Raw genomic sequence first — 16,080 nt, forward strand, 5'->3', positions numbered from 1 at the left:
AAGGGGCCTAATGGCCCCATTTTTTTGGTTAAGTAAAATATGTCAGAATATAAATACCCAGCCGACGCTGTGTTTCACCAAGAAGAAGTTAAAAAAAGCACGTTTATTGTGCATATTGCACATACTCCCGATTTAGCCGCAGCTAAAGCTTTTATTAAAAGTATTGAAGATAAATACAGCGATGCTCGGCATAATTGTTGGGCCCATGTGGCAGGTAACCCCGGTGGTAGCCACGTGTATGGTTTTTCAGATGATGGTGAACCCAATGGTACGGCCGGTAAACCAATGTTAAATGTGCTGGTGGGATCGGGACTTGGTGAAGTTACTGCCGTGGTAACCCGGTATTTTGGAGGAATTAAACTTGGAACTGGCGGGTTAGTGCGAGCTTATGGCGGGTCGTTAAATAATGCATTAGCCAAATTAGACACCGTACTTAAAGTTCCAAGTGTTGAGCTAATTGGCAGCAGTGAATACAGTATGCAAGGCGCAATTGAGCAGCTACTTAAAACGCACTACCAAGTGCTCAACATTGAAAAGCAATTTACTGCTAATATTGATTGGGTGATCACCATTGATAGCCGCCAAGCACAGCAAGCAATTAAAGATATTTTTGATTTAAGTCACGGCGCAGTTGAGTTAACTATTAAAGAGTAATAACCTACACAAGTTGCATACAATGCATATTCATTCTATTTAACCAGGCTAATGCAGTTGAGCCTGAATTTACTAATAATAAAAGCGATTAGCTAAATGCAATTTCGTACCATCATAAAAATTCTTGGGCAACTTGTTGCGCTGTTTAGTATTACCATGGTGCCACCTGCTGTGGTGTCTTTAATTTATAAAGATGGTGGTGGTGTTCCTTTTGTTTTAGCGTTTATTTTCAGTATTATTATTGGCTTAATAGCGTATTACCCAAACCGACATGAAAACGGGGATTTAAAAGCGCGTGAAGGCTTTTTAATTGTGGTTTTGTTTTGGTTGGTACTGGGGGCATTCGCATCCTTACCTCTTATCTTTTTACAAGAACCTAATTTATCCCTTGCTGATGCGGTGTTTGAAGCCTTTTCGGGTTTAACAACCACAGGCGCTACGGTGCTGACGGGGATTGAATATTTACCTAAGTCAGTGCTGTTTTATCGCCAGCAATTACAGTGGTTTGGCGGTATGGGGATCATTGTATTAGCTGTTGCAATACTGCCCATGCTAGGTGTTGGTGGAATGCAGTTGTATCGTGCTGAAATCCCCGGCCCAGTAAAAGACTCAAAAATGACCCCTCGCATAGCCGATACCGCAAAGCACCTTTGGTATATTTATGTGTCGTTAACCATTGCCTGTATGTTGGCGTATTGGGCGGCGGGAATGGACTGGTTTGATGCCATTTGTCATGCGTTTTCTACCGTCGCCATTGGTGGGTTTTCGACTTATGATGCTTCTATGGGCCATTTCGACAGCCCGGTTATTAACTTTATTTGTGTATTCTTTTTAATCATTGCCGCTATTAACTTCTCCTTGCACTACGCTGCGGTGGCAAGCCGGAACGTGCAGGTCTACATTCGCGACCCCGAGTTTAAAGTATTTTTATGCATTCAATTGGCGCTGGTGGTTATTTGTTTTACTGTGTTGTCGTCGAACGAGATATACGCCAATGGTGATGAAACCCTTGACCAAGCACTATTTCAAGCGGTATCAATGAGTACAACGGCAGGTTTTGCTACCGATAACTTTTCAACGTGGCCGCTGTTTTTACCTATTTTATTAATATTTTCGAGCTTTATTGGTGGCTGTGCAGGGTCTACCGGGGGCGGTATGAAGGTGGTGCGCGTGTTTTTACTTTACCTGCAAGGCGTACGTGAGCTAAACCGCTTAGTGCACCCTCGTGCTATTTATTCAATCAAACTTGGCCGTAAAGCATTGCCCGATAAGGTTGTAGAAGCTGTGTGGGGGTTCTTCTCTGCCTATGCCTTAGTATTTATTATTATTATGCTGGCGCTTATGGGCACGGGAATGGATAATATTACGGCGTTTTCGGCCACGGCAGCGTGTTTAAATAACTTAGGCCCTGGGTTGGGTGATGTTGCCTCGCATTATGGTGCAATAACCGACGGCGCTAAATGGTTGCTGACTATTGCAATGGTATTTGGCCGACTAGAAATTTTTACTTTGCTTGTGTTATTTACGCCTACGTTTTGGCGCGGATAAAACACAACGTTTTACTACTATGTTTATGGAATGGATATGCCAGCAACGCATGCAGATAAATTAAATAATATACCGGTTGGCAGTTTAGTTGACTTAGAAATATTAACACCCACTAGCAGTAAGCGCGTGAAAACAGAAATGGTAGGCTTGCTTGACGAAAAGTTTATTATTTTAAACTTCCCTACAGCCAAACGTTTACCGGGTGCAAATGATTACTTACGAGATGGCGTCACCGTAGTTGTAAGAGCATTAATAGAGGGTGACGATGGACAAATAATTGCGTTTAGACAGCAAATTAAATCTATTGCATCACACCCCGTTAGGCTGATTTTTATAAACTACCCCAAGCAAGTTCAGCTATTTAGTTTACGTTCGCAAACCCGTATTCCAACTCTATTGCCTGCAAAACTTAAACTCAGTGATGACAAGGTACTCGATGGTGTTATAAAAGATATTTCGCTAACGGGGGCTATGTTTGATGTAAAAACTGACGCAGATCTAGAAAGCATCAAAGACTCACAATGCACTGTGGTATTAGGTAGTAATAGCAAAGGCTTTGAAGGCGAAGTGTGCAGCGTGAAAGATCATAATGCAGGCGTGCGTTGCGGTATTAAGTTATTAGCCAGTAAAGAAGAGATGAAAGCTTTTATGAAAGAGCACTTTATTGACCCCGCTATGATAGAACTCGATGCCGATTAGGTTTTAATGTCGCTATTTTGCAACAAAATAGCGACTTTTTACTTTATGAACGAAAATAAATTACCAACCTCTAAATTATTATTTTTTATTAAATAAAAACAGAGATATAGCATTCAAATTTTTTATATTTTATTTTATTTTTACACCTTGTTCAGTTTAAAACTTCCTGCTCAATACCTAATTACACCTTGATCATTTAAATAACTTCGCTTTGTGGTTTTTTACATTAAACCTAAATATCTGATTTTTAATAACTTATATTTTTTAATTAAACCAGCGTTGCTAAATAGCTACAAAAATAATGCTTAAATTTGCACTTTGTTCAGTATTTAACACGTAAGGCACTGAAAAATATAAACTAATAAATATTGGCATTTAAGTTGTAATAGTCTGGTTGTACTAATCGAAAAACGTGATTAACAGTAAGTACCAATCACTCACATACAACTTGAAGGATACATACTATGAAACGCATTAATAAAACATTAGCACTTATCGCACTCGCTTCTTCGTCAGCCGCTTTTGCAGGCTCTGACTTTAATACACTCGATGTAGACGGTAATGGTGCAATTAGCCAAGCCGAAGCATCAGTTGATGCAAAATTAATGAGCATGTTCTCAGAGCTCGATACAGACCAAAATGGTGAGTTATCAAAAGAAGAGTTTTCAAAAGCCTAAATTCAGTAAATGGAGTCCTGAGTTGCCAAAGACAACCTAAGTAGGCAAAGGAGCTTACGAAAAAGGATAACAAGGAAGTGAAACCATTTTAAAAGGTAATAAGCCCATTTTTTGATAGAACATTAAGCATGAAGGATTAAGTTATGAAACATTTAAATAAAGCACTAGCACTTATTGCATTAGCGTCTTCTTCAGCTGCGTTTGCAGCATCAGATTTTGACAGTTTAGATACCGACAGCAGTGGAGCAATTAGCCCAAGTGAAGCGGCAATAGACACCGATTTAATGGCTGAGTTTACAGAGCTAGATACAGATGGTAACGGTGAGCTGTCTAAAGACGAGTTTGCAAAATTTTAAAGTTAACCGGTATTGGTTTAGCTATTTTTCACAGACAGGGATCTTAGAAAAGGATTTCTCATTTTACTAGGAACATCACTATGAAAACATTAAATACAACACTTGCGGTTTTAGTTTTAGCATCTTCTTCAGCAGCTTATGCAGCGGTAGATTTTGCATCGTTTGATAGCAACAGTGACGGTGTTATAAGCATGGAAGAAGCTCAAGTAAACTCACAACTAGTGAAAATTTTTAAAGATTTAGACACAGATGGAAATGGTGAGCTTTCTAAAGAAGAATTTGCCAAAGTACAGTAGCATTGATAAGACCCAATCATACTCCACTAAAGCCGCCATGTTCAGCGGCTTTTTTGTGTTTGATGCGTTATAAAAATATAGCACTTACTTGGAAGAGCTTTTCTACTACGTTGATATGTTTTTTATCAATTAAAAACATAATCACGTGATCGCCCGACATAATAATGGTGTCGTCATGGGCAATAAGTACATCGTCGTTACGCACAATGGCCCCAATAGTTGTTCCAGCGGGTAGTTTTATATCGGCAATTGCACGGCCAACTACTTTGGAGGTGTTTTCATCGCCATGAGCAACTGCTTCAATAGCCTCTGCAGCCCCTTTACGCAATGAATACACGTTAACAATATCACCTCGACGTACATGGGTTAACAATGCAGAAATTGTTGCCTGTTGCGGCGATATGGCAATGTCTATTTCGCCACCTTGAACTAGGTCTACATACGCACCACGTTGAATAAGCACCATGGTTTTTTGCGCGCCCATGCGTTTGGCAAGCATGGCCGACATAATATTGGCTTCATCGTCGTTGGTAACGGCAATAAACACATCCACTTGTTCGATATGTTCTTCAGAAAGAAGTTCTTGATCGGAGGCGTCGCCACAAAATACTACCGTGTTGTCGAGCATTTCTGAAAGCTGTTCAGCACGTTCTTTACTGCGCTCTATTAGCTTAACGGTGTGATTTTTTTCAAGAGAGCGAGCAAGGCCTGCACCAATGTTACCGCCACCGGCAATCATTATTTTTTTGTATGAACGCTCAAGCTTCTGCAGTTCGTTCATTACGGCGCGTATATGTTTGGTTGCTGCGATGAAGAACACTTCATCGTCGGCTTCAATAACGGTTGTACCGAGCGGTTTAATGGCTTTGCCTTGACGGTAAATAGCTGCAACGCGAGTTTCTACATTGGGTATATGCTCTTTTAATGCAGATAGGGCATAGCCTACTAATAAACCACCGTAATAGGCTTTTACTGCAACTAGCGAGAGCATACCATCGGCAAACTGCAATACTTGCAATGCGCCAGGGTAGTCAATTAAGCGGCGTATATACTTAGTAACTAACGCTTCTGGGGCGATGTAATGGTCGATTGGTAAATCATCGTTTTGGAAAAGTTTTTCACGGTATTTTAAATACTGCTCAGAGCGAATTCGGGCAATTTTAGTGGGCGTATTAAAAATACTATACGCCACTTGGCACGCCACCATGTTTACTTCATCTGAGCTGGTTACCGCAATAATCATATCGGCATCGTCTGCGCCGGCGCGGCGCAAAACATCAGGGTGAGCACTGTGGCCCATTACACCTTGAAGGTCGTATTTATCTTGCAGTTCGCGTATACGGTTACCGTCAATATCTACTACGGTAATTTCGTTTTGTTCGCCTACTAAGTTTTCAGCTAGCGTGGCGCCAACCTGTCCAGCACCGAGTATGATTATTTTCATTATTTACCAGTGTATTAAGTAGTAATAAAAAGCCATTTTTAAATTTAAAAATGGCTTGTTGTACGCGTTATTAAGCCTTGTTTAACTAGGCTTTTTTAACCATTTTAGCGTAATAAAAACCATCACTTTCACCCGGAAGTAGCTGCAAACCCGGTGTGGTGAGGGTGTCTTTATCATGAAGTGGAATATGCTCTACGTCATCGTTATTAGCTAAAAATTTAGCAACTTGTTGTTGGTTTTCTTTTGGAAGAACCGAACATGTTGCATATACCAATGTACCACCAGGCTTGAGTAGAGGCCAAATGCTATTGAGTATATCGCCTTGTAGTGCGGCTAAGTCTTCAATGTCGGATGCACGGCGTAGCCATTTTATATCAGGGTGGCGACGAATAACGCCGGTTGCTGAACAAGGCACGTCTAATAAAATACGGTCGAACTGTTCATCGTCCCACCATGTGTGCGGTTGTGATGCATCACCACATTGTAGGTCGGCACCTAAACCTATACGGGTTAAGTTTTGCTTTACGCGTTCAAGGCGAGTGGCATCGCTATCAAGTGCAAGTACGTCGGCGTCGGCAAGCTCTAATATATGGCATGTTTTACCGCCGGGTGCTGCACAGGCATCTAAAATAACGTCATCATCTTTTGGCTCTAAAAAGCGAGCAGCTAATTGCGCTGCTGCATCTTGCACTGAACAAGCACCCGTATCAAACTCAGGAAGTGAAAAAACATCACGCGGCTTGGCTAGTTTAATCCCGTCTATAAAGTTTGGGTTTAATGTATGTTCTATATCGTTAGCCGTTAGCATATCACTGTATTCTTGCGTGCTAAATTGTGATTGATTTACACGTAACCACATTGGCGCTTGTTGCTGGTTTTCTTCAAGTATGGCTTCCCAGTTTTCTGGGTAGGCTTCTTTTACCTGTTTAATAAACCAATTGGGGTGGTTGTATAAACACACTGGAATAAGCTTTGCTTTTTCTTCAAGCTCTGCTTGCTGGCGTTGAAAGCTACGTAAAATAGCATTTATTAACCCTTTTAACCCTAGTGCACGCATTTGACCCAGTGCATTTACGGTCTCGCTTATTGCTGCATGCGGTGGAACGCGCATGTGCTGCAATTGATAAATACCTACGTAGAGTAAAAACTGAAAAATTCTGCGTTTACCTTTTAGTGGGCTTTCTACTAAATGTTGGCAGTAGTTTTCAAGGCTAGGTAAGTAGCGTAATACGCCATAACAAATTTGCTGTAACAGTGCTTTGTCTTTTGGTGGTAAACCTTGGCTTGCAAATGGTAGTTCTTGATTAAGCGAAGCGCCTTTATCAACCACGTTATATAAAGTCTCAGCGGCTAGCGCTCGTACGTTTTGTACTTTATTCATTATTTTCGCCTAATAGTGTGCCAGGGCTAACCCAGTCACTGCGACCATTTAAAAAGTCGCTAATTGCCATTGGTTTTTTACCCTGCGGTTGTAACTGAGTAATACTTAAAGCGTGTTCACCACAGGCAACCACAACACCGTTTTTATCACTTGTTAAAATTTCGCCTGGCTTACCTGATTGATCAACTACTTTCGCTTGGTATATTTTTACGGTTTGTTCGCCCATTTGGGTAAAACACACTGGCCAAGGATTAAAAGAGCGAATATTACGTTCTATTTGCACGGCGCTCATAGACCAATCTATATTTGCTTCTTCTTTAGAGAGTTTTTTAGCGTAGTTAGCTAGCTCATCATTTTGAGGCTCAGGGGTAATGTCGTCATTAGCTAACTTATTAACGGTGTCGATTAATGCACTAGGACCTAACTCTGCTAGTTTGTTATATAAACTGGCACTGGTTTCTGTGTCACTAATAGGGCAGCGGCTAATATGCAGCATGTCGCCGGTATCTAAGCCTTCATCCATTTGCATTATGGTTACGCCTGTTTCCTCGTCACCCGCCCAAATTGCACGTTGAATAGGCGCAGCACCACGCCAGCGAGGTAGTATAGAACCATGCACGTTTAAGCAGCCTAAGCGTGGCGCATTTAAAATAGCTTTGGGTAAAATTAAGCCATAGGCCACCACAATCATTATGTCGGCGTTTAAAGCGGTGAGCTCTGCAAGTGCCTCATCATTTTTTAATGACTGAGGCTGAAAAACAGGCAAGTCATTTTCAAGTGCTAGCGCTTTAACTTCGCTCGCTTTTAATTTTTTACCACGACCTGCTGGGCGATCTGGTTGACTATATACGCCCACAATTTCATGTTCGCTATTTATTAGCGCTTGTAAATGGCGTGCGGCAAAATCCGGCGTACCGGCAAATATTATGCGTAATGGTTGGATCACTGAGTTTTCCTAAGGTACTGATTACTGTGCTGCAAACTTAGCTTCTTTTTCAAGCTTTTTACGAATACGTTGGCGCTTTAATGGAGATAAGTAATCAATAAATAGCTTGCCTTGAAGGTGGTCTAGTTCGTGTTGAATACAAATAGCTAATAGCTCATCTGCGTCTAACACAAATTCTTCACCGTTTTCGTTTAGTGCAGCCACAGTCACTGTTTCTGCTCGGTCTACTTTTGCGTACGAGTTAGGCACTGACAAACAGCCTTCTTCGCTAATCGTTGACCCATCTTTTTTAATGATTTGCGGGTTAATTAATACCAGTGGTTCGTCACGCTCTTCAGAGACATCAATAACCACAATACGCTGGTGGATATTTACTTGTGTTGCTGCTAAACCAATGCCATTTTCGTCGTACATGGTTTCGAGCATGTCTTTTACAATTTGGCGAACTTGGTCGTCAACGTCTGCAACATCTTTTGCTATTGTACGTAAACGCTCATCTGGAAATCTTAAAACTTCTAACCTAGCCATTAGTTACCTTTTTCACTTGTGCTTAATTTAGGGTATTGTATGCTCTTATTTTAGCCATTCACGTTCACCTTTAACAGGTTTTGGGCAATAATAATGAAAAAACAATACAAGGAAGCTCAATGAAATTTCCGTTAGTTGCAATCATACTGGCACTAAGCACCTCTTTTGGGGCGATTGCTGATGTGCTAAAAATAAAAAAAGATGCACCAAAACAGTATGTTGTAAAAAAAGGTGATACGTTGTGGGATATATCTGGCATTTATTTAGATGAGCCATGGTTGTGGCCAGAACTATGGCAAATGAACCCGCAAATCGATAACCCTCACCTAATTTATCCGGGTGATGCGTTGGCACTTATATACGATGCTGACGGAAATCCACGTTTAGTTATTAATAAAGCGTACCGAAAGCTGTCACCTCAAGGACGTATTACCCCAAAAGGGTTGAATGCAATTACCACTTTACCTTTGCAAATGATTAAACCTTATTTAAGTTACGAGCAAGCGATTAACAGCGACGATATAAAAAATATGCCGTATGTGTTAGGTGCTAACGAAAACACAAAAACACAAACGTTAGGCCATATTTTATACGTTAAAGGTGACTTAAAAGTACATGGTGCTTATGCGATTTACAACGAGGGTGAACCCTACAGAGATTTAAACACAAGCGAAGTATTAGCAACGCGTGCATCGTACGTTGGCATGGCGCGAGCGTTTAGGAGTGGCGATGAAAGTAATGGTGTGCCGTCGTCATTACGTGTTGAGTCAGTAAAACGAGAAATTAAACAAGGTGATTTTTTAATGCCAGCAATGGAGGGGCAGTTGCTGCCAGCCTATTTTGATATTCACCGCCCACTAGAGCCAGTAGAAGGGCAAGTTATAGCGTCTCCTCGCCAAGTAAGAGAATTCAGCACGATGGATGTTGTAGTGCTAAACTTAGGCAGCGAGCAAAATATTGAACCAGGTCATGTTTTAGATTTAGAGCGTGAGTCACCTACGGTTATTGATGGCCCTCGTGGTCCTCGTTACCCAGAGGATTCAAGTAAATTTGAAAAACTGTTATCTGATGCAAGTCAGTTGTTTAGTAATAAAGCTGACGAAGATAATACAACATGGAAAATGCCTAAAGAAAAAGTAGGCGAGTTAATCGTATTCAAAGTGTATGACAAAGTAAGTTATGCATTAATAACAAAAAACCAGCACCCAATTCGCGTTGGAGATATTGCAGTTATTCATTAAGAAGTAGCGAGTCGGTGCTCTAGGAGAGAGCATGGATCAGTCATCAGGCAAGTTAGCTCACTGGCTTGCCTTTTATATGTGTAAGGGATTAGGCACAAAAACCTTATTAGCCCTATCTAAACACCACCCACTTGAGTCATTGTTTGACTTACCCCACGCTAAATTACACGAGTTAGGGTTAACGGCTAATCAGGCCAGTAATTTACTCAATACAGATTGGCAAAAAGTACAGCATTATGAGCGGCTTGTTGCAGAGCATAATATTGAAGTTATTTGTTTTTTTGATACACGTTACCCAGATTCACTAAAACACATAGCTAGCGCACCTTTATTACTATTTTGTAAGGGTGATGTGTCTTTACTTTCTAGCTCACAAATAGCCATTGTTGGTAGCCGTAACGCCACCCCAACAGGGCTTGAAATAGCCTCCGAGTTTGCCTACGAATTAACAAAGGCTGGTATTACTGTGACATCGGGCATGGCTAGAGGAATAGATGGCGCAGCACATAAAGGTGCTTTAGCAGGGAGTGGTAAAACTATCGCGGTATTAGGCACGGGTGTTGATATTTACTACCCTAAACGCCATAAACTATTAACAGAACAAGTACTCAATAGTGGTTTATTAATTAGTGAGTTTTTACCCGGAACCGCCGCTAACGCACATAATTTCCCTCGTCGAAATAGGATTATTTCGGGCTTATCTTTAGGTGTATTAATTGTTGAAGCTGAAATTAAAAGCGGCTCATTAATTACTGTGCGTTATGCGCTTGAACAAAATAAAGAGGTGTTTGCAGTACCAGGCTCTATTAAAAACCCGCTTGCACAAGCCAGCCACTTTTTAATTAAGCAAGGTGCTAAACTTGTTGAAAATTTGACAGATATTTTAGATGAAGTGAGCTTTTCTTATCAAAGCGGTCTATATAGTAAAGAAGAGACGCTTCAGCAAAGTAGTGATTGTGAAGTTTTAAACAGTATTGGGTTTGAGGTAACAACTGTTGACGATATTGTACGCCGTGTTCAATGGCCAATAGATAAAGTACTGGCAAGGTTGCTTGATTTAGAGTTAGACGATCAAATTGAACGCATTTTAGATGGTTATATTAGGCTTAGCGTAGGAAGGTAGCATGTTCGATATTCTTATGTATCTATTTGAAAATTACATTCATAGCGAAGCTGACATTTTTGCTGAGCAAAATGAATTAACCGACGAGTTAGTTCGTGCAGGCTTTAATAAACCAGAAATATTTAAAGCCTTAAATTGGCTAGAGCAGTTAGCCGATTTACAACACAGCGATGAATCTCCTTATTTAATCGCTAACCCAGGGCGCGCTATTCGTATATTTACAGAAAGCGAATGCAATATGTTAAACGTCGAGTGCCGTGGTTTTTTAATGTTTGTTGAGCAAATTGGGGTTATTAACAGTATTACCCGTGAAATGGTTATGGATAAGCTTGCAGCACTTGATAAGCCAGCGATTAGCTTAGATGATTTAAAGTGGATAGTGCTTATGGTGTTATTTAATGTCCCCGGCTCTGAAGAAGCATATGAGCAAATGGAAGACTTAATTTTTGATGAGCCCACCGAGTTATTGCATTAATACCTTATGAATTTATTTATATAACCCAAATTACTAGAGATGAAGCGCATAGCATAGCTTGTATCTTTAAGTGGTTTGGGTATATTAGGCGAAAATTCACTTACCTCTTAGGAACACTATGAGTAAAATCGACCATTCGCTTTTCTCGGCGAATAAGCACGCCTTAGAAAAAGAATACGAAGTATGCCCACAGTGTGGTTCAGAGTTAGTGATCCGCAACAGTAAGTCAGGCCCTTTTTTGGGGTGTGCAAGTTACCCTCAATGTGACTTTATTAGGCCATTAGTACAACACGAAAGTAACGAAATAAAAGTACTTGAAGATTCCTCTTGCCCTCAATGCAGCAAACCGCTGGTGGTTAAAAATGGCCGTTACGGTATGTTTATTGGTTGTACGGGGTACCCTGATTGCCATTATATTGCAAACGACAACGAGCAAAAGGAACAAGAGGCTACGTTACCAGCATGCCCAAAATGCAAAAAAGGCCACTTAGTTGCTCGCAGTAATAAGTTTGGTAAAGTATTTTATTCATGCGACAGCTACCCTAGCTGTAAATACACGCTTAATAATAAACCTGTAGAGCAGCCATGCCCAAAATGTGATTGGCCCATCGTCATAGAAAGACACATGGCAAATGGTACACTACTGCAATGCCCGCAAAAAAGTTGCATGCATAAGCTTACTCAATAACGTTTAACATTTTTGGAGACTATCTTGTCAGAACTTTCAAATACGCCTTCAGCACTTACATGTTTAAATGAAGGTGAAGTTATTGTTTATCCAACAGAGGCTGTGTTCGGCTTAGGATGTGACCCCGATAATCAGCATGCTGTTGAAAAATTATTGGCAATTAAGCAGCGACCAGTTGAAAAGGGCCTTATTTTAATTGCTGATAATTATGGGCAATTATTAAAGTATGTTGATGATGCTAAAGTACCTATGGACAAACGTGCAGACATATTTTCTAGTTGGCCTGCTGCTATTACGTGGGTTATGCCAGCGGCAAAAAGCACACCAAAATGGTTAACAGGGCAGTTTGATACTATTGCGGTTAGGGTAACAAATCACCCAACAGTCAAGCGCTTATGCCAAGAGTTTGGAAAGCCACTGGTATCAACCAGTGCAAATTTAACAGGCCAAGAAACAGTAATAAGCATTGAGCAAGCAAAGGAGCAATTTGCTGATCAAGTTGGCTTTTATGTTGACGAGCCATTAGGTGGAAACACACAACCCAGCACAATAAAAGATGCCATGACCGGTAAAGTATTTAGAGGGTAATATGCAAAGCGAATTATTAGAACAAGTAAAAGCCTACTTTATGGCTTTGCAAGATACCATTTGCCAAGGGCTAGAAGCTGCAGATGGCAGTGCTAAATTTGTCGAAGATAGCTGGCAAAGAGCTGAAGGCGGTGGTGGCCGTACTCGAGTAACTACTGATGGTAACGTAATTGAGCAGGGGGGCGTAAATTACTCTCATGTATTTGGCGCATCCATGCCAGGTTCTGCAACCGCCCATAGGCCAGAGCTTGCAGGGCGTAGTTTTCATGCTTGTGGGGTTTCACTTGTTATTCATCCCAAAAACCCGCACGTACCAACAAGTCATGCCAACGTACGCTTTTTTATAGCCGAAAAAGAGGGCGAAGAGCCAATATGGTGGTTTGGTGGAGGTTTTGATTTAACCCCTTTTTACCCGGTATTTGAAGACGTACAGCATTGGCATCAAGTTGCACACGATATATGTGTGCCGTTTGGTAGTGATGTTTATTCAAAATACAAAACATGGTGCGATGAGTACTTTTACCTTAAACATCGTGATGAAACACGTGGGGTGGGTGGTTTATTTTTCGATGATTTAAATGAACCAGGCTTTGAGCAAAGCTTTGCATTTATGCAGTCAGTCGGCAATGGCTTTTTAGATGCCTATATTCCGATTATTGAACGTCGCAAAAACGATGAGTACACTGAACAGCAACGTGACTTTCAGCTCTACCGCCGTGGTCGTTACGTTGAGTTTAACTTAGTGTGGGATAGAGGCACATTATTTGGATTGCAAAGTGGCGGGCGAACAGAGTCTATTTTAATGTCGATGCCACCACTAGCGCGCTGGGAGTATAACTTTACACCAGCTGAAAACAGCCTTGAGGCAAACTTATATCAGTATTACTTGCGACCACAAGCTTGGCTTTCAAGTAAACCTGAAGAGCTAATAGCCCGAGAGTGGCAAATATAAACAATAAAAAAGACGCTTTCGCGTCTTTTTATTGTTTGTGATTAATGTTGGTTAATCATGTGGCTTGCTAGCTGAGCAAATGAATTTTTAAGCCCTTCTCGAAGTAGTGGGTTGTCAATTTCAATATCAAGAGTTTTGTTCATACAATACATCCATTGATCCCGTAAGTTCTGGTCAATTAAAAATGGCATATGGCGTTTACGTAACATGGGCTGCCCATGATTTTGCTCAAATAGTGAAGGCCCACCTAACCAACCAGATAAAAACTCGAAAAAGACTTGGCGAATTCTATCTAATGGTTGAGGATGCATATCATATAACGGTTTAGCGTATTCATCTGAGGCCATAATGTCGTAGAATCGTTCAGAAATAGCGCGTGCACCTTTCTCTCCGCCAATGATTTCGTAAGGCGTTTTTTCAGGTGTAGGTGTTTGATCTACTTTCTTAGGCTTAGATTTAGAAAAAAGTCGTTTAATCATATTATTTATCATCGATTATAGGCAGCACTTAGCTGCAAAGAGGTTGTTTTAAAATGGACAAATATGCGGTTTTTGGAAATCCAATTAAACATTCAAAATCCCCCGCGATACATAAACAATTTGCTATCTCGCTAGGTGAGCAAATCGACTATCGCGCAATATTAGCACCTATCGACAGCTTTGAAAAAACAGTATCGACATTTTTTGAGCAAGGTGGAAAAGGTGCGAACGTTACCATGCCATTTAAAGAGCAGGCGTTTGCAATGGCTGATGAACTTACACCGCTTGCTAAAATAGTCGGTGCAGTTAATACACTTAAAAAAAGAAACGATGGAACATTATTAGGAGATAACACCGACGGTGTTGGTTTTGTAAATGACCTCCTTGCTAACAAAGTTGTGATTACAAATAAGCGTATTTTAATAATTGGTGCTGGTGGTGCTGCAAGGGGGGTAATATTACCATTGCTTGAACAAAAACCCGCAGAAATTATTATTGTTAATCGTACCGCTCAAAAAGCAAAAGACTTAGCTCAGCTATTTGCTGAATACGGAAAAGTTTCAGGCTATGGGTTCGATGGTTTACCAGCAAGTAATTACTCACTAATTGTAAACTCAACATCTAGCAGCATGAATAACGAATTACCAGCCTTAGCTAAAAAGCACTTAACATGCTGTGATGTTGCATACGATATGTTTTATTCACTGACAAACACTATTTTTATGAACTGGGTTGCAGAGCATAATAACAATACTAAGCTTTTAGATGGTAGTGGTATGTTGGTAGGGCAGGCAGCACAAGCTTATTATGTTTGGCATAACAAAATGCCAGAAATTCTTCCCGTGGTTAAAGCACTTAAACAAGGCTCACTAAAATGAACCAAGCTGTACAATTTATAGATAGACTCGAGTTTAGAGAGCCTGATCACCAGTTAGTGTTTTTTGCTCAAGTGAGTGGCATGCTGGTGGAGTGTGTTATTGCGATAAGTACGCTTAAACTCACGGATGAAAGTCACGCAACAGATTATTTTGAAAAATACCGTTTTGAATACGAAGAACGTGCCGAGCAACTAATAGAAGAAGAAAGTTATAACTCGGCAGGTCAAATTGAAGTGGAATTAGTTAGCTTCAGCTAGATATTCATCTTTTAATTGGACATAGTTATCTGCCGATATCTTTAAGAAAGCGAGCTCCTGCTCAGTCAATGGACGGGCTTGCTTTGCTGGACTTCCTACATACAAATAGCCAGATTCCAGTCGCTTATTTGGTGGTACCAACGAGCCCCCACCAATAATAACATCATCTTCTACAATTACATTATCCATGACAATCGCACCCATACCCACGAGTATACGGTTACCAAGTACGCACCCATGTAGCATCACTTTGTGACCAACCGTTACATCGTCGCCTATTATAAGAGGGTAACCATCTGGATTACTTTTAGTTGCACGCGATAAATGTAATACACTGCCATCTTGAATATTAGAGCGCTCACCAATACGAATATGGTTAACATCGCCTCGAGCAGCAACTAAAGGCCATACACTGCTATCATCGCCTATAGTAATATCACCGACTAATACAGACGACTCGTCTATATAAACAGACTTATTAAACGCAGGGGTAATTCCTTTATAAGAACGTATTGCCATATATGCACCTTTAAATTAAACATATTAAGTGTATTAGTGTAGCAGTAGTGCTTATTTCAGCGCCAGTAAAGCCTATATTGTTTATAAAACTATCAGTTTTAAGGGCTTTCGCTCATATACTGACCGAACAGTGTTTTATTTTAGTTTTTCTTTGAAAAAGTACTTGCGTAAAAATCTGTTCTCCCTATAATGCGACCCCACTGAGACGGCAGGCGCCAACGCATAGCGAGGCAAGAGTTAATCAGAGAGTTAAGTAAAACTTCGGTTTTAAATTATCGTAAGAAAGTTTAAAGCAAAGTGTTGACTCGAAAAATAAAGGATGTATTATACGCATCCCTAGCGACAACGTCG

Annotated in this window: 20 protein-coding genes; 14 read left to right on the forward strand and 6 right to left on the reverse strand. The window is 40.6% G+C overall.

The features are described from left to right. Window positions 1-39 precede the first annotated feature (39 nt). From RF53_RS18395 to RF53_RS18420, 6 genes are all read left to right on the forward strand, one after another. Window positions 40-654, forward strand: a complete 615-nt coding sequence (locus RF53_RS18395; RefSeq protein ID WP_039038510.1) for a YigZ family protein — start codon at window positions 40-42, stop codon at window positions 652-654. Window positions 655-750: 96 nt separating this feature from the next. Beyond that, complete coding sequence (locus RF53_RS18400) at window positions 751-2,202, forward strand: TrkH family potassium uptake protein (RefSeq protein WP_008130797.1); 1,452 nt, start codon at window positions 751-753, stop codon at window positions 2,200-2,202. Window positions 2,203-2,238: 36 nt separating this feature from the next. Beyond that, window positions 2,239-2,901: a flagellar brake domain-containing protein gene (locus RF53_RS18405; RefSeq protein WP_039038511.1), complete on the forward strand. Its 663-nt coding sequence runs from the start codon at window positions 2,239-2,241 to the stop codon at window positions 2,899-2,901. Between the two features lie 464 nt (window positions 2,902-3,365). After that, a complete protein-coding gene (locus RF53_RS18410; RefSeq protein WP_006793996.1) occupies window positions 3,366-3,578 on the forward strand; it encodes an EF-hand domain-containing protein in 213 nt (70 codons plus the stop codon). A gap of 143 nt (window positions 3,579-3,721) precedes the next feature. Beyond that, the gene (locus tag RF53_RS18415; RefSeq protein WP_006793997.1) at window positions 3,722-3,934 is read left to right on the forward strand and encodes a calmodulin; all 213 of its coding nucleotides are present in this window, start codon (window positions 3,722-3,724) and stop codon (window positions 3,932-3,934) included. A gap of 80 nt (window positions 3,935-4,014) precedes the next feature. Beyond that, entirely contained in the window at window positions 4,015-4,230 is a 216-nt protein-coding gene (locus RF53_RS18420; protein WP_006793998.1) for a calmodulin, read from the forward strand. Window positions 4,231-4,297: 67 nt separating this feature from the next. Here the strand turns inward: RF53_RS18420 and trkA are convergent, their stop codons facing one another. From trkA to def, 4 genes are all read right to left on the reverse strand, one after another. Next, the gene (trkA, locus tag RF53_RS18425) at window positions 4,298-5,674 is read right to left on the reverse strand and encodes a Trk system potassium transporter TrkA (protein ID WP_006793999.1); all 1,377 of its coding nucleotides are present in this window, start codon (window positions 5,672-5,674) and stop codon (window positions 4,298-4,300) included. 85 nt (window positions 5,675-5,759) lie between these two features. Next, window positions 5,760-7,055, reverse strand: a complete 1,296-nt coding sequence (gene rsmB, locus RF53_RS18430) for a 16S rRNA (cytosine(967)-C(5))-methyltransferase RsmB (protein WP_010558121.1) — start codon at window positions 7,053-7,055, stop codon at window positions 5,760-5,762. Next, window positions 7,048-8,001 carry a methionyl-tRNA formyltransferase gene (gene fmt / locus RF53_RS18435; RefSeq protein ID WP_006794001.1) on the reverse strand — a complete coding sequence of 318 codons (954 nt, stop codon included), beginning with the start codon at window positions 7,999-8,001 and terminating at the stop codon, window positions 7,048-7,050. The genes rsmB and fmt overlap by 8 nt, the downstream gene beginning before the upstream one ends. Before the next feature lie 21 nt (window positions 8,002-8,022). Further along, complete coding sequence (gene def / locus RF53_RS18440; RefSeq protein ID WP_006794002.1) at window positions 8,023-8,529, reverse strand: peptide deformylase; 507 nt, start codon at window positions 8,527-8,529, stop codon at window positions 8,023-8,025. A 119-nt stretch (window positions 8,530-8,648) separates the two neighbouring features. Here def and RF53_RS18445 point away from each other — a divergent pair, with 119 nt between their 5' ends. The 6 genes from RF53_RS18445 (at window position 8,649) to hemF (ending at window position 13,596) form a co-directional block, all read left to right on the forward strand. Beyond that, on the forward strand, window positions 8,649-9,770 hold the full coding sequence (locus RF53_RS18445) for a LysM peptidoglycan-binding domain-containing protein (protein WP_039038512.1): 1,122 nt from the start codon (window positions 8,649-8,651) through the stop codon (window positions 9,768-9,770). A gap of 31 nt (window positions 9,771-9,801) precedes the next feature. Further along, window positions 9,802-10,893 carry a DNA-processing protein DprA gene (gene dprA / locus RF53_RS18450; protein WP_039038513.1) on the forward strand — a complete coding sequence of 364 codons (1,092 nt, stop codon included), beginning with the start codon at window positions 9,802-9,804 and terminating at the stop codon, window positions 10,891-10,893. 1 nt (window position 10,894) lies between these two features. Then, window positions 10,895-11,368, forward strand: coding sequence for a DUF494 family protein (locus tag RF53_RS18455; RefSeq protein ID WP_006794005.1), 474 nt, complete (start codon window positions 10,895-10,897; stop codon window positions 11,366-11,368). Window positions 11,369-11,486: 118 nt separating this feature from the next. Continuing rightward, complete coding sequence (locus RF53_RS18460) at window positions 11,487-12,056, forward strand: DNA topoisomerase family protein (RefSeq protein ID WP_010558124.1); 570 nt, start codon at window positions 11,487-11,489, stop codon at window positions 12,054-12,056. A 24-nt stretch (window positions 12,057-12,080) separates the two neighbouring features. Then, window positions 12,081-12,644, forward strand: a complete 564-nt coding sequence (locus RF53_RS18465) for an L-threonylcarbamoyladenylate synthase (RefSeq protein WP_006794007.1) — start codon at window positions 12,081-12,083, stop codon at window positions 12,642-12,644. Between the two features lies 1 nt (window position 12,645). After that, complete coding sequence (gene hemF, locus RF53_RS18470; RefSeq protein ID WP_039038514.1) at window positions 12,646-13,596, forward strand: oxygen-dependent coproporphyrinogen oxidase; 951 nt, start codon at window positions 12,646-12,648, stop codon at window positions 13,594-13,596. Window positions 13,597-13,637: 41 nt separating this feature from the next. Here hemF and RF53_RS18475 read toward each other — a convergent pair whose 3' ends face one another. Further along, a complete protein-coding gene (locus tag RF53_RS18475) occupies window positions 13,638-14,075 on the reverse strand; it encodes a group II truncated hemoglobin (RefSeq protein WP_021032469.1) in 438 nt (145 codons plus the stop codon). 53 nt (window positions 14,076-14,128) lie between these two features. Here RF53_RS18475 and aroE point away from each other — a divergent pair, with 53 nt between their 5' ends. Then, on the forward strand, window positions 14,129-14,953 hold the full coding sequence (gene aroE, locus RF53_RS18480; RefSeq protein WP_039038515.1) for a shikimate dehydrogenase: 825 nt from the start codon (window positions 14,129-14,131) through the stop codon (window positions 14,951-14,953). After that, window positions 14,950-15,210: a DUF1488 domain-containing protein gene (locus tag RF53_RS18485; protein WP_006794011.1), complete on the forward strand. Its 261-nt coding sequence runs from the start codon at window positions 14,950-14,952 to the stop codon at window positions 15,208-15,210. Before aroE ends, RF53_RS18485 begins: the two co-directional genes overlap by 4 nt. Here the strand turns inward: RF53_RS18485 and RF53_RS18490 are convergent. Continuing rightward, the gene (locus RF53_RS18490; protein WP_006794012.1) at window positions 15,193-15,729 is read right to left on the reverse strand and encodes a gamma carbonic anhydrase family protein; all 537 of its coding nucleotides are present in this window, start codon (window positions 15,727-15,729) and stop codon (window positions 15,193-15,195) included. The genes RF53_RS18485 and RF53_RS18490 overlap by 18 nt on opposite strands. Window positions 15,730-16,080 lie beyond the last annotated feature (351 nt).

The sequence above is a fragment of the Pseudoalteromonas sp. ECSMB14103 genome (genome assembly GCF_000813065.1).
In the GTDB taxonomy this organism is placed as follows: domain Bacteria; phylum Pseudomonadota; class Gammaproteobacteria; order Enterobacterales; family Alteromonadaceae; genus Pseudoalteromonas; species Pseudoalteromonas marina.